Below are 12,392 nucleotides of genomic sequence, written 5' to 3'. Positions count from 1 at the left end.
ACCGTGGACCTTGGCGTCCGCGTTCAAACGTAACGATCAGCGAGCGGAAGCTTCCCGCAGGGATCTCCTGTCGGCGGACGACGGAGGGGGCGTATGGCCAGCGCGATGCGCAAGATGGCGGTCTACCTCGGCCTCGTGGAGGACGACCGCTACGACGACGATTACGACGATTACGACGTCTACGACGACGAAGCCGTCGACCGGCGTCGAGCCGAACGCGGATCCGACGATTCCGCAGGCCAGCCTGCCGCAGTTCAGGCGCCCGCCGAGGAGGAGCAGAAGCCGTTCGGGCCGGAGCGCCGGCCCCCAGTTGGGGAGTCGACGGTATCCGACCTCGCTCGTATCACTACTCTTCATCCCAGGACCTACAACGAGGCCCGCACGATCGGAGAGCACTTCCGGGAGGGCACCCCGGTGATCATGAACCTCACCGAGATGGTCGACAGCGACGCCAAGCGTCTTGTCGACTTCGCGGCTGGTCTCATATTCGGCCTGCACGGAAGCATCGAGCGTGTTACGAACAAGGTGTTCCTGTTGTCCCCAGCCAACGTCGAGGTGACCGCCGAGGACAAGGCCCGTATGGCAGAACGCGGTTTCTTCAATCAGAGCTGACAGCCACATGCGAGAGTGTTCGTGAATCTTGGAAGTTACCTGAGCATCCCGCTGTACCTCTTCCTGCTCTTCCTCATCGGCAGGATGGTCTTCGAGACGCTCCAGGCGTTCGCCCGGTCATGGAGACCCAGAGGGGTGGTGTTGGTGCTGGCGGAAGCCACATACACCGTCACCGATCCACCTCTCAAGCTCCTACGCCGTTTCATCCCGTCCGTCCGGCTGGGTAACGTTGCACTCGACCTGAGCTTCACGGTTCTCTTCTTCGTGGTCTGGTTCTTGATCATCATTGTCCAGCCGCTCTGATCGGGTACCGTCCGTTCGGGGACAGACTCCAAGCGCGCCAAGGAGACCAGATGCCGCTGACACCCGCGGATGTGCGGAACAAGCAGTTCAGTACCACCCGGCTTCGGCCGGGCTACGACGAAGAGGAGGTCGACGCGTTCCTCGACGAGGTCGAGGCCGAGCTCGACCGGCTCATACAGGAGAACGAGGAGCTGCGCGCCAAACTGGCCGAGTGCCTTCGCGGCAAGGTGCCGGCGATGGCCGCTCCGATCGTCGAGCCTAAGCCCGAGATAGCGCATCTGCCCGAGCCGCCCAAACCGCCGGAGCCGAAGCCGGAGCCCGAGCCGATGATGGGCGGTCTCGGCATGCCCCCCGCTCCGCAGCAGGCACCGCCGCCGCCTCCGCCGATGGCCACGCCCGGCGAGGACAACATGGACACGGCCGCGCGCGTGCTCGCCCTGGCGCAGCAGACCGCCGACCAGGCGATCGCCGACGCCCGCCGCGAGGCCGACGAGACGTTGGGGCGTGCCCGGCGTGAGGCCGAGGAGATCCTCGGCAAGGCCCGCCGGCAGTCGGAGCAGATCGTCAGCGAGGCCCGCGCCCGCGCCGAGTCGCTCGAGCGCGACGCGCAGGAGCGCCACCGTCAGGCCATGGGCTCCCTCGTCCAGCAGCGCGAGGAGCTCGAGCGCATGGTCGACGACCTGAACGCGTTCGAGCGCGAGTACCGCAGCCGTCTCAAGGCGTATCTCGAGGGTCAGCTGCGCGAGCTGGAGGCCGGCAGCCACGCCGGGCCGTTCGGCGTCGGACCGGGCAACACGGGTCCGCAGCCGGCACAGCCCGCCGTACCCCCTCCGCCGCCGCACCCCGAGATGCCGCGCAACGGACAGCCGAACGTCGGGCCGGGCAACACGGGAGCCAACCCCTTCCCGCAGCCGCCGCAGGGTGAGCCGCAGCACGCCCAGCACGGAGCCACCGGGAGCTTCCACACCGCCGACAATCCGCACGACCGGCGCTGAGTGAATCTAGCCGGTTGGAGGCGGCCGAACCGGCCGAAGTTGCGCTAGCGTTGCTGCGCACCTCCGGTACGACGGTCGGTAGAGGGAGACCTGTGTGATCATCCTGAGTGGCGTGCTCGTCGTCCTGGCGATCGCTCTTCTTGTGACGGGCATCGTCACGGGCAACACCGGGCATGAGATTCTCGGTCTTGACGGGCTGAAGCTGATCTACGTCTCCATCGGGATCAGCATCGTCTCCGCCCTCTTCCTCGCCGTCGGCGTGTTCCTCCGCCGCAAGGAGCTGTTCGGCACCACCGCGGCCCCGGCGAACGCCAAGACGTCCGCCGGCCGGGCGACCGCCAGGCCGGTCAAGGCCAAGGCGCGAGTCGGAGCGGGAGAGGACGCGCCGCTCGTACCGGCGACGTCCGCGTCCCCGGCCGACGTGCCCGCCGAGACGACCGTCTGGGTCGTCCCGGGGCGCAAGAGGTACCACCTGGAGACCTGCCGTCAGCTCGCGGGGCGCGACAAGGAGGAGCTCACCTTCGTCGAGGCGCGCGAGGAAGGGTTCACCGCCTGCACCGCGTGCCTGCCCGACACCGCGCTCGCCGCGCGTGCCGCCCTCACCGACACCGAGCCGGCCGACGACCGGCCCGCGGAGGAGCGTACGGCCACGGCGACCGACACCAGGCCGCAGAGCGCGGCCCTCGATCCGGTCGAGGTGACCCGGACCGACATCCCGGTCACGCGGGATGCGCCCGCCGCCGAGCGGCGATCCGCCGAGGAGCGCGAGGCCCGCACGGCCAGTACGGCCACGGCCGGCGAGAGCACGGCGACCGAGCCGTCGGCGATCGATGCCCACGACGCCGCCGAGTCCACGACCGTCGAACCGGCCGAGCAGTCCTCCGCCGTCCCCACGGAGGATGCCCCCGAGTCGCTCGTCGAGCGGTCGAGGCGGCGCAGCCGATCGCTGTTCGAGCCCGTGGACCGCACGGAGAGCGACACCGCCGCGACGGACGAGCAGGCCGACGAGGCCGTCGCCGCCGAGCCCGAGCCGGAGCCCGCCGAGTCCGCGAAGGCCGAGACGGCGTCCCCGGACGCCGGTCAGCGGGACGACGCCGAGTCCGGTACGGCCCCGGCCGAGGACGAGCCCGAGGCGGCCGAGCCGCAGGACGATCTCCCCACCGACGAGACGGACACCGCGGACGCCGACGCGCCGCCGCGTGAGACCGCCGAGCCCGCCGACTCCGAGCGCGAGGCCGCTCGATCCGAGGACGCGCCTTCGGACACCGAGGCGCCGGACACCGAGGCGCCGGACGCCGATGCCCAGGCGCGGGACATCCAGGCTCCGGACACCGAGGTTGCCGACACCGAGGCGGACGAGACTGCGACGGCCGGATCCGAGCCCGAGACGGCCCCGTCGGACGAGCGTGCCGAGGACGACGAGACCGAGGCCGCGACCGAGCCGGAGGACGCCACCGACGCCGCGGACGACGGGCCCGCCGATGCCGCCGAGTCACCGGCGGACTCCTCCGCCGAGGCTGCCGACGAGAAGCCCGCAGAGCCCGTGGACGAGGCCGATGACACGGAGTCCACGGCCGGCCCGACCGTGCGGATCCTGAGCGGCACCAAGCGCTACCACCGGCCGGACTGCGCGCTGATCGAGGACATCGCCGACGACGCCGAAGACCTGGAGAGCCTGTCCCGGGAGGAGGCGCGGGAGCGCGGCTGCACTCCCTGCCTGGTCTGCCAGCCCGACGACGACTGACCCGGTCGGCCGCCCCGACGACGGTGCCGAGACCGCTCAGGCGGGGCCGGACGTGCGGAACGGACCGTACGGCCTCAGCGGGACCGCCGCTGGCGGCGGAGTTCTCGCTGCTGCTCCCGGAACTCGCGGTGGACCTCGCGCTGCTTCTCCCGGAACTCCCGGTGCAGGTGACGCTCGCGCGTGTGGAAGTCACGATGGTCGGCTTTGGCGCTGCCCGTACTGTCGCCCGACGCCGCGCGTTTGACGTCGACCCCGCCGAGCAACGCCATCCCCGTCAGCCGGATGACCGGGGCGTCCGGTCCGACGGTCTCATCGGACGGCAGTTGGCAGCCGCCGAGGATGGAGGCCACGGAGCTGAGCACCCGCACGCCCGGCGGAACGGTGATCGAGACGCCGCCGAGGATGGCCGAGACGTTGATGGTGACCTCGCGCTGGGCCAGCACGGCCTGGCGGAGGTCCAGTTCGACGCCGCCGAACACGGCGACGACATTGGTCTGCGGCTCGACCAGCCAGCGACCTTTCCGCTCGGCGCCACTGAAGATCGCCACGATGTTGGGGGAGCCCGCCTGCGGAGCCGGCAGGTCGTCGCGGACCGTGGCCGCGGGAGCGACGCCTCCGGCCGCCGGGAGATCCGCCACGATCGGCGTCAGCTCGGCATAGGTCTTCGCCTGGTACACGGCGTCGAGACGCTCGGCGTGCTCCTCGGGCGTGAGACGGCCCTCGGCGAGAGCCTCGCGCAACTGGTCGGCGATCCGGTCCCGGTCGGCGTCCGAGGCACGCATGCGCCCGGGGTCGGCCTCAACGGGTTTCTCGGGAAGGTCCACGCCAGCATCATTCCGCACCGGCCCGGCCGGGACCAGCCGCCCACACGTCACCCCCCCCGCAGAAGCGGCCGACGGGGCCCGGTGAGCCGGAGGAATCCGCCTGCCGGGCCGACGCCGGCGCCTGGGTGTCTCTCAGTTGACGGGCTGCAGTTCGGGACGCTTGGCGGTGCGGCCGTCGCCGGAGGAGTGGCCTTCGAGGCGGCGGAGGATCCACGGACCCAGGAAGGTGCCGACCCAGGTGAGCTCGACCGCTGCGCGTCGCCAGATCGGCATGGGCGGGAGCGGTGGAAGGGGATCGGCCCAACTATTTCCCAGTGCGGTGACGTAAAGCGATGGTATGGTCGCGCATCGTGAAGGTCGTGACGCAGGTCAAGCTGACGCCGACGCCGGAACAGGCGGCGGCGCTGAAGCACACTCTGCGCACGGTCAACGAGGCCGCATGCTGGGTGTCTGGTGTGGCGTTCGAGCGCGGGGTGCCGCGTGAGTACGAACTGCGTAAGCGCACCTATGCCGAGCTGAGGGAGCGTGGTCTGGGTGCGCAGGTGGCGCAGCATGTGATCAAGAAGGTTCGGGACGCCTACACCAGCCTGCACGCCAACCTGCGGGCGGGGAACCTGGGCAAGAAGGGCTCCAAGCGGCGGATCAAGGTCGAGTCCAAGCCGATCGCCTTCCGGCCCCAGGCGGCCCAGCCGTATGACGATCGGTGTCTCAGCTGGCAGTACGACGCCCAGACCGTTTCGATCTGGACGATGGCGGGCCGGTTGAAGGGCGTGCGCTTCGCCTGCTCACCGAACGCGCTCAAGCAGCTGATCGCCCACCGCAAGGGCGAGAGTGATCTGGTCGAACGCGATGGAGTGTTCTACCTGATCGCAACGTGTGAGGTGCCCGAAGCCGAGACGCGTGAGCCGGGCGGCTTCATCGGGGTGGATCTGGGCATCGTCAACATCGCCACGACCTCCACCGGTTACCGGGCCGCCGGGCGCAAGCTGAACCGTTACCGCAGGCGGCAGCTCGCCCTGCGGGCGAAGCTGCAGAAGAAGGGCACCAAGTCCGCCAAACGGCTCTTGGCCAAGCAGCGCCGGAAGGAATCGCGGCGGGCCAAAGACATCAACCATTGTGTTTCCAAGACGATCGTGACCGAGGCTGAACGCACCGGACGCGGAATCTGCCTGGAAGAACTCACAGGGATCCGTGAACGGGTACGGCTCCGCAAGCCCCAACGGGTCGCACTCCACTCCTGGGCCTTCGCCCAACTTGGAGAATTCATCGTCTACAAGGCACGCCGGGCCGGTGTTCCTGTCGTGTTCGTCGACCCCGCCTACTCTTCCCAGCAGTGCGCCGAGTGCGGGCATGTCGATCGGCTCAACCGGATCTCTCAAGCATTGTTCATCTGCCGGGGTTGCGGCGTCGTTGCGCACGCGGACCGGAACGCTTCCCGTGTCCTGGCCCGAAGGGGCCAGAACGTGTGGGATGCGGGGCGGAAGTCACACGTCCCGGCCACCAGCCCACGAAGCTGATGGCCAAGACGCGGCAGACCACCTCACAGCCAGTGAGGCTCTAGCTGCAAGCTCGGTCCTTCAGGACCGAGAAGCTGACTCCCTCGGTCTGGCTGTCGCCGACCGCGACATAGCGCTGGTAGGGCATGGCTACTCCGTGGGGATTCCGGTGCGTTGATCGAGGATGGCCAAGGCCTGGCGGGTCCAGCGGACGTTCTCGCGTTCGAACGCCAGGCCGCGTAGCAGGGTGAGATACGGGCCGATGCGCTCGGCCTGCGCGAGGTGCTCCTCCTCGGTGCGGCCGTCCAGGAGGCGCGCGCGGAGGCGTTCGAAGCGGGCGACCTTGGCTTCGGCCCAGCTCATGCGTTCGTGAAGGGCGTTCTTTACGGCTTCGGCGTCACCCGCGTCGACCGCCTGCACCTGCACCATGAGTTCGTCGCGGATCGCGCCGGGGCGCGGGGGTGCGGCGGTGAACTCGTGCAGTGCGCGGCGGCCGGCCTCGGTGAGAGAGAACAGTCGTTTGTCGGGACGGCGTTCCTGGTGAACGACCCGGCCCTGGATCAGGCCATCGGTCGCCATCTTGTCCAGCTCTCGGTAGAGCTGCTGGGGGGTGGCCATCCAGAAGTTGGCCACCGACGCATCGAAGGTCTTGGCCAGGTCGTACCCGGATGCCTCACCATCCAGGAGCACGGCCAGGACGGCATTGCGCAACGACATGCCCTCAACATAGCTGTGATGTACTCACATACACGAATAGTCAACTATGTGACTATCGCCACCGGCAGACGGCCACGCGCTGGTGTTGTGCGCTCCCACGGGGCCTGGGCGGCGGGCGGGTTGCGGTCCTCGCCTCCCGGCGGCGATCGCGGCAGGCGAGGACCCGTCATGGCACCGCGAGGGGCAAGGCTTCACGCGGTGCCATCACGGGTGAATCAGCGCCCCGACTTCACGGTCTGGTCGTGACCGGGCAGGGCGGTGTTTGGAACACCACGCCGTCCACGAAGTTGCCGCTCGTCGGGCGACCACCCGCCGCCGACACCGAGTGGAGGGCGAATCGGGTGATGGTCTGTCCCGGAGGGACGACGTACGACCCTGTGTAGTGCCGCCAGGCGGTGTTGCCGTCGGAGATGTTCGGGGAGGAGGCCCCGGCAGGGATCTGCGCCACGGGCGCGCCCGGTGCGCCGATGAGCACCTGCATGACGTCGGTGCCCAGGACGCCTCGGTGATACAGCGACCAGGTCATCACCGTTCCGGGAACGGTGGGCACGTCTTGGTAGAGCGTGGAGACCTGGTTGGCGTTGAGTTCGGCGAACTGCTGCCCGTCGGCTGCCGGGACTCCGCCCGTGCCGCTGCGCCAGAACTCAAGCTTCTTGTCGGTAGCGGTGGTGTGCCAGCCGACGCTCGGATTGGTGGAGGCGTCGGGAAAGAGGTCCCAGCCGGCCGCCGCGGTCACGGGCGGCGTTTCGAAGCTGCCGTTGACCAGATTGACCGCTGGCGGGCAGGTGACGGTGACGGTGACCGTGGCGGTGCTGGTCCCGCACGCGGTGGTGATGGTGTAGGTGAAGGTGTCGGTGCCGGCGAAGCCCGGTGCGGGCGTGTAGATCACGTTGCCGCCGGAGATCGTGGCGGTGCCGTGGCCGGGCGTGGTGACGTTGCTGATCGTCGGTGAGCTCGCGGTGTCGTTGGCCAGGACGGGCACGCTGACGGCGTTGCCCTGCCGGGTGGTGGCGGTGTCATCGACCGCCCTGGTGGGCGAGATGGACTGCCCGTTCACGATCTGAATCGGTGGGGCGGGTGTGTTGTTGCCGAGCTGACCCGGAAGGCCGATGACGCTGCTGATCCCGCTCGGCCGGATCGTCATGCTCCGCCCGATGGTGCCCTGCCGAACCCGGAAGGTGATGACCGTCGACGGCGGGTCGGTCTTGCTGCCCACCGAGGGGATCGACAGGGTGTTGCCGTTGATGGTGCCGGTACCCGACCGGCCGATGACGTCGGCGTTGGCCAGCAGGGACGACACGTCCCACATCGTGGTGTAGCTGCGGACCAGGAGCGGCCACTGGGCCGTACGGTGCGTCAGCGTGAGGGTGAAGGTGCCGCCCGGGGTGATCTGCCCGCCCCACAGGGACGGGGAGGTGTTCACCGAGATCGACCCGCTGCCCAGCCTCATGCCGAGCGCGTTCTTCCAGTAGTACTCGACGGGGTAGGTCGTCTGCCCGTACCGGACACAGGGCCCGGTGGCGGCCCGCCGCGCGGTGGGGCCGGCGTGCGCAGCGGCACCGGCCGCCACCTGCACCGCGAGTGCGGCCAGCAGCGCCAACAGGGCGCAGGCCGGTGCGGTGAGAGCGGATCTGGATCGTTGTGACATCAGTGTTGAACTCCCGCTCTGTCGTGAGGGATGTCCTCGTAGATCGACTTCACAGCGGACGCTACTCTGCGTATTCGAGTTATCACGTCAGGTGATAATCCTGCGATCCCCGTGTCGCATCCAGGGCGGACGAGGCTGCCGAGAGCCGGTAAGAGCGAGGTCACCGTCGCGCTATGGATACAAAGAGTAATCGATTGACTACTCTCTGCAATGAACACCCGATCGAGCTCCCACCCCATCTCTCGACCGAGGAGAACGAGTATGCCCGCGAAGCTCACCACCACCGCCATTGCCGCCGCCGCACTGGTCACCGGGGCCGCGCTGTCGGTCGCCGTCCCCGCCCTGGCCGGCATCGGCGGCGCCCACACCCCCGGTGCGCGCGCCGCCGCCTACGTCAACGCCGACGGCACCGTCGTACGCTCCACCGGCATCACCAACGTCCGCCAGATTCACACCGGCGACTACTGCATCGACCTGGACCACCACATCAACGCCGCCACGGCCGTGCCCGTCGCCACGGCGCGCGGAGGCGCTCCCTGGGACACCATCGTCCTCGTCAGCGACAACACCGGATGCGGCGACGCGACCAGAACGTTCCGCGTCCTGACCGGCAAGACCTCCGGCGGATTCCGAAGCGCCCCGTTCCACGTCGTCGTCGACTGACCCCACCACTCCGACCTACGGCGGACCGGGTACCGGCCGCACACTCCTGCGAGGCCCTCACCGCCTAACGGTGAGGGCCTCGCTCGCCTGGTCGACGTCGCCGGGCCTGCCCGGCCGGTCGCCGATGCCCGCGGCGGGTCAGGCGGAGCGGCGCAGCCAGAAGGTGAGGCGCAGTTCCTCGTCTTGGACGGGGGTCAGGTCCGCGTCCGGCTCGCCGTCCTGCCAGGTGCTCGCGAGCACCTCGCCGGCCACCTCGTCGCCGTGCTCGCGCAGCGCCGTCGCGAGTTCGGCGTCGCTGGTGCGCCACCACAGGTCGATCCGGTCGCTGATGTCGAGGCCGGTGTTCTTGCGGGCCTCCTGGACCAGGCGGATCACCTCGCGGACGAGCCCGGCGCGTCGCAGCTCCGGCGTGACGGTCAGGTCCAGCGCCACCGTCTCCCCGGCGGCGCTCTCCACCGCCCAGCCGCTGCGCGGCCGCTCGGTGACGATCACGTCGTCCGGCGCCAGGTCCACCTTGCCGACCTCGTCGGCCTCGACGGTGACCGAGCCGGCGTCGCGCAGGGCGTGCACGAGCCCGGCCGGCTCGGCGGAGGTGACGGCCGCCGCGACCTTCGGGGTCTGCTTGCCGAAGCGCTTGCCCAGCTCGCGGAAGTTGGGTTTGACCTGGTACTCGACGAGCTCGCCGCCGATCGAGGCGAGCGTGTCGAAGCCCTGGACGTTCAGCTCGTCGGCGATCTGCGCGCGCAGCTCGTCGGGGAGCGACGCCCAGCCCGCGGCGCCGACCAGCGCCCGGCCGAGCGGCTGGCGGGTGCGGACGCCCGACGCTGCCCGGGCGGACCGGCCCAGCTCCACGAGCCGCCGGACGAGCGCCATCCGGTCGGACAGCTCGGCGTCGAGGAGCGCCTCGTTCACCTCCGGCCAGGTCGCCAGGTGCACCGAGTCCGGGTCGCCGTCGTGCCGCAGGACGTCCCAGACGTAGTCGGTGACGAACGGGGCGATCGGCGCCATGAGCCGCGTCAGCGTCTCCAGGCACTCGTACAGGGTGGCGAAGGCCGCGGCGTTCTCGCCGTCGCCGGACGCCTCGGGCCCCTCCCAGAAGCGGCGGCGGGAGCGGCGGACGTACCAGTTGGACAGGTCGTCGATGAACTCCGCGAGGCGGCGGCCTGCGGCGGCCGTGTCGAAGCCCTCGAGTGCGGTGTCGACCTCGCGGACCGTACGGTGCAGCTCGGCCAGCACCCAGCGGTCGAGCAGCGGCCGGTCGGCGTACGCGGGGGCGGGCGCGTCCGGCGTCCAGCCCGACGCGTTGGCGTACAGCGCGAAGAACGACGCGGTGTTCCAGTAGGTCAGGAGGATTTTGCGGACGATCTCCTCGAGCGCGACGTCGCCCACGCGGCGGGCGGCCCACGGCTGGCCGGCCGCGGCCATGTACCAGCGCAGGGCGTCGGCGCCGTGCTTGTCCATGAGCGGGATCGGCTCGAGGACGTTGCCGAGGTGCTTGCTCATCTTCCGGCCGTCCTCGGCGAGGATGTGGCCGAGGCAGACGACGTTCTCGTACGACGAGCGGTCGAAGACGAGCGTGCCCACGGCCATCAGCGAGTAGAACCAGCCGCGGGTCTGGTCGATGGCCTCGCAGATGTACTGCGCCGGGTAGGACGCCTCGAACGTCTCGTTCTGCCGGTGCGGCGCGCCCCACTGGGCGAACGGCATGGAGCCGGAGTCGTACCAGGCGTCGATCACGTCGGGGACGCGGCGGGCCTCCTTGCCGCAGTCCGGGCAGGCGAAGACGACGTCGTCGACGTACGGGCGGTGCGGGTCGAGCGCGCTCAGGTCCTGCCCGGCGAGCTCACCGAGCTCCTTGAGAGAGCCGACGCAGGTGGGGTGCTCGTCCTCGCACAGCCAGAGCGGCAGCGGCGTGCCCCAGTAGCGGCTGCGCGACAGCGACCAGTCGACGTTGCCCCGCAGCCACTCGCCGTACCGGCCCTCCTTGATCGTGGCGGGGAACCAGTTGGTGCGCTCGTTCTCCTCCAGGAGCCGGTCCTTGATGGCCGTCGTCTTGATGTACCAGGCGGGCAGCGCGTAGTAGAGCAGTGGCGTGTGGCACCGCCAGCAGTGCGGGTAGCTGTGCTCGTACCGTTCCGAGCGGAACAGCAGCCCGCGCTCTTTCAGGTTCTCGGTGAGGCGCTCGTCGGCCTCCTTGAAGAACACGCCGCCGACGAGCGGCACCGACAGGTCGAACTTCCCATCCGGGTTGATGGGGTTCACGACGGGCATGCCGGCCGCCCGGGTGGCCGCGAAGTCGTCGGCGCCGAAGGCGGGCGCCATGTGGACCAGGCCGGTGCCGTCCTCGGTGGTGACGAAGTCGGCGGCCAGCACGCGGTGCGCGTCGGGGATCTCGACGAGGTCGAACGGCCGCCGGTACGACGTGCCGACGAGGTCGGCGCCGGCGACGCGGGAGACGATGTGCCAGCCCTCGCCGAGGACCTGGGCGAACAGCGGTTCCGCCACCACCACGCGGCCCGGCTCGCCGGAGCGGGCGGCGACGACGTACGTCACGTCCGGGTGGACGGCGATCGCGGTGTTGGACACCAGCGTCCAGGGCGTGGTCGTCCAGACCAGGAGGTCGGTGCCTTCGAGCGGGCCGTCGGCGATCGGGAACCGGACGGTCACCGAGGGATCGACGACGGTCTCGTAGCCGCCCGGCTGGCCGAGCTCGTGGTCGGACAGGGGCGTGCCGCAGCGCGGGCAGTACGGGCTGATGCGGTGGTCGCGGACCAGCAGGCCCTTGTCGAAGATCGTCTTGAGGGACCACCAGACGGCCTCGACGTAGTCGGGGTCCATCGTGCGGTAGGCCTGCGCGAGGTCCACCCAGTAGCCCATGCGCTCGGTCATCGCCTCGAAGGCGTCGACGTGGCGCAGCACCGACTCGCGGCAGCGCGCGTTGAACTCCGCGACGCCGTACGACTCGATCTCGCGCTTGCCGGAGATGCCGAGCTCTTTCTCCACGGCCACCTCGACGGGCAGGCCGTGACAGTCCCACCCGGCCTTGCGGCGGACGCTGTAGCCCTTCATCGTCTTGAAACGCGGGAACAGGTCCTTGAACACGCGGGCCTCGACGTGGTGCACGCCGGGCATGCCGTTGGCGGTCGGCGGTCCTTCGTAGAAGACCCACTGCGGCCCGGCATCGGTCTGGTCGAGGGACCGCTGGAAGACCTTGCCCTGCCGCCAGCGGGCCAGGACGTCCCGCTCCAGCGCGGGAAGGTCGACCTGCGCGGGGAGGGTACGCAGCCTGCCGCGCCCCGTCTCGGGCGTGGCCTGCGGCTCGTCGGGCATTTCGGGTGCACCTCCGGCATCACGAACTTGTACGTGGAAACCGGAGGGACGAGGCGGCGA

Annotated in this window: 11 protein-coding genes; 6 read left to right on the top strand and 5 right to left on the bottom strand. The window is 69.9% G+C overall.

Annotated features, from left to right (window positions below; all coding sequences use genetic code 11):
- The first annotated feature begins 93 nt into the window (after positions 1–93).
- From ABEA24_RS14015 to ABEA24_RS14000, 4 genes are all read left to right on the top strand, one after another.
- A complete protein-coding gene (locus tag ABEA24_RS14015) occupies positions 94–612 on the top strand; it encodes a cell division protein SepF (RefSeq protein ID WP_345431202.1) in 519 nt (172 codons plus the stop codon).
- A 21-nt stretch (positions 613–633) separates the two neighbouring features.
- Positions 634–915, top strand: coding sequence for a YggT family protein (locus tag ABEA24_RS14010; protein ID WP_345431448.1), 282 nt, complete (start codon positions 634–636; stop codon positions 913–915).
- A 50-nt stretch (positions 916–965) separates the two neighbouring features.
- Positions 966–1,910 (top strand): DivIVA domain-containing protein, encoded by a 945-nt coding sequence (locus ABEA24_RS14005; protein WP_345431201.1) that lies wholly within the window; start codon positions 966–968, stop codon positions 1,908–1,910.
- A gap of 94 nt (positions 1,911–2,004) precedes the next feature.
- A complete protein-coding gene (locus ABEA24_RS14000; RefSeq protein WP_345431200.1) occupies positions 2,005–3,654 on the top strand; it encodes a midas domain-containing protein in 1,650 nt (549 codons plus the stop codon).
- A gap of 74 nt (positions 3,655–3,728) precedes the next feature.
- On the opposite strand, the gene ABEA24_RS13995 is transcribed toward ABEA24_RS14000, so the two are convergent.
- Positions 3,729–4,436: a DUF1707 SHOCT-like domain-containing protein gene (locus ABEA24_RS13995; RefSeq protein WP_425551190.1), complete on the bottom strand. Its 708-nt coding sequence runs from the start codon at positions 4,434–4,436 to the stop codon at positions 3,729–3,731.
- Positions 4,437–4,610: 174 nt separating this feature from the next.
- Entirely contained in the window at positions 4,611–4,751 is a 141-nt protein-coding gene (locus ABEA24_RS13990) for a hypothetical protein (protein ID WP_345431198.1), read from the bottom strand.
- A 77-nt stretch (positions 4,752–4,828) separates the two neighbouring features.
- Between ABEA24_RS13990 and ABEA24_RS13985 the strand changes: the two genes are divergently transcribed.
- Positions 4,829–5,995: an RNA-guided endonuclease InsQ/TnpB family protein gene (locus tag ABEA24_RS13985; protein WP_345431197.1), complete on the top strand. Its 1,167-nt coding sequence runs from the start codon at positions 4,829–4,831 to the stop codon at positions 5,993–5,995.
- Between the two features lie 129 nt (positions 5,996–6,124).
- Here ABEA24_RS13985 and ABEA24_RS13980 read toward each other — a convergent pair whose 3' ends face one another.
- Both ABEA24_RS13980 and ABEA24_RS13975 read right to left on the bottom strand, forming a co-directional pair.
- Positions 6,125–6,691: a PadR family transcriptional regulator gene (locus ABEA24_RS13980; RefSeq protein WP_345431196.1), complete on the bottom strand. Its 567-nt coding sequence runs from the start codon at positions 6,689–6,691 to the stop codon at positions 6,125–6,127.
- Positions 6,692–6,920: 229 nt separating this feature from the next.
- A complete protein-coding gene (locus ABEA24_RS13975; protein WP_345431195.1) occupies positions 6,921–8,339 on the bottom strand; it encodes an Ig-like domain-containing protein in 1,419 nt (472 codons plus the stop codon).
- A 261-nt stretch (positions 8,340–8,600) separates the two neighbouring features.
- Here ABEA24_RS13975 and ABEA24_RS13970 point away from each other — a divergent pair, with 261 nt between their 5' ends.
- The gene (locus ABEA24_RS13970) at positions 8,601–9,002 is read left to right on the top strand and encodes a hypothetical protein (protein WP_345431194.1); all 402 of its coding nucleotides are present in this window, start codon (positions 8,601–8,603) and stop codon (positions 9,000–9,002) included.
- Positions 9,003–9,140: 138 nt separating this feature from the next.
- Here ABEA24_RS13970 and ileS read toward each other — a convergent pair whose 3' ends face one another.
- Positions 9,141–12,332 carry an isoleucine--tRNA ligase gene (gene ileS, locus ABEA24_RS13965; protein WP_345431193.1) on the bottom strand — a complete coding sequence of 1,064 codons (3,192 nt, stop codon included), beginning with the start codon at positions 12,330–12,332 and terminating at the stop codon, positions 9,141–9,143.
- Positions 12,333–12,392 lie beyond the last annotated feature (60 nt).

The sequence above is a fragment of the Actinoallomurus vinaceus genome, from assembly GCF_039542055.1.
Taxonomy (GTDB): domain Bacteria; phylum Actinomycetota; class Actinomycetes; order Streptosporangiales; family Streptosporangiaceae; genus Actinoallomurus; species Actinoallomurus vinaceus.
This window is presented reverse-complemented; position numbering and strand designations above follow the sequence as displayed.

Bases quoted from the DNA above. Each gene is read 5' to 3' on its own strand.
- ABEA24_RS14015 (WP_345431202.1), top strand. From the start codon at position 94: ATGGCCAGCGCGATGCGCAAGATGGCGGTCTACCTCGGCCTCGTGGAG.
- ABEA24_RS14005 (WP_345431201.1), top strand. From the start codon at position 966: ATGCCGCTGACACCCGCGGATGTGCGGAACAAGCAGTTCAGTACCACC.
- ABEA24_RS13995 (WP_425551190.1), bottom strand. From the start codon at position 4,436: ATGCGTGCCTCGGACGCCGACCGGGACCGGATCGCCGACCAGTTGCGC.
- ABEA24_RS13990 (WP_345431198.1), bottom strand. From the start codon at position 4,751: ATGCCGATCTGGCGACGCGCAGCGGTCGAGCTCACCTGGGTCGGCACC.
- ABEA24_RS13980 (WP_345431196.1), bottom strand. From the start codon at position 6,691: ATGTCGTTGCGCAATGCCGTCCTGGCCGTGCTCCTGGATGGTGAGGCA.
- ABEA24_RS13975 (WP_345431195.1), bottom strand. From the start codon at position 8,339: ATGTCACAACGATCCAGATCCGCTCTCACCGCACCGGCCTGCGCCCTG.
- ABEA24_RS13970 (WP_345431194.1), top strand. From the start codon at position 8,601: ATGCCCGCGAAGCTCACCACCACCGCCATTGCCGCCGCCGCACTGGTC.
- ileS (WP_345431193.1), bottom strand. From the start codon at position 12,332: ATGCCCGACGAGCCGCAGGCCACGCCCGAGACGGGGCGCGGCAGGCTG.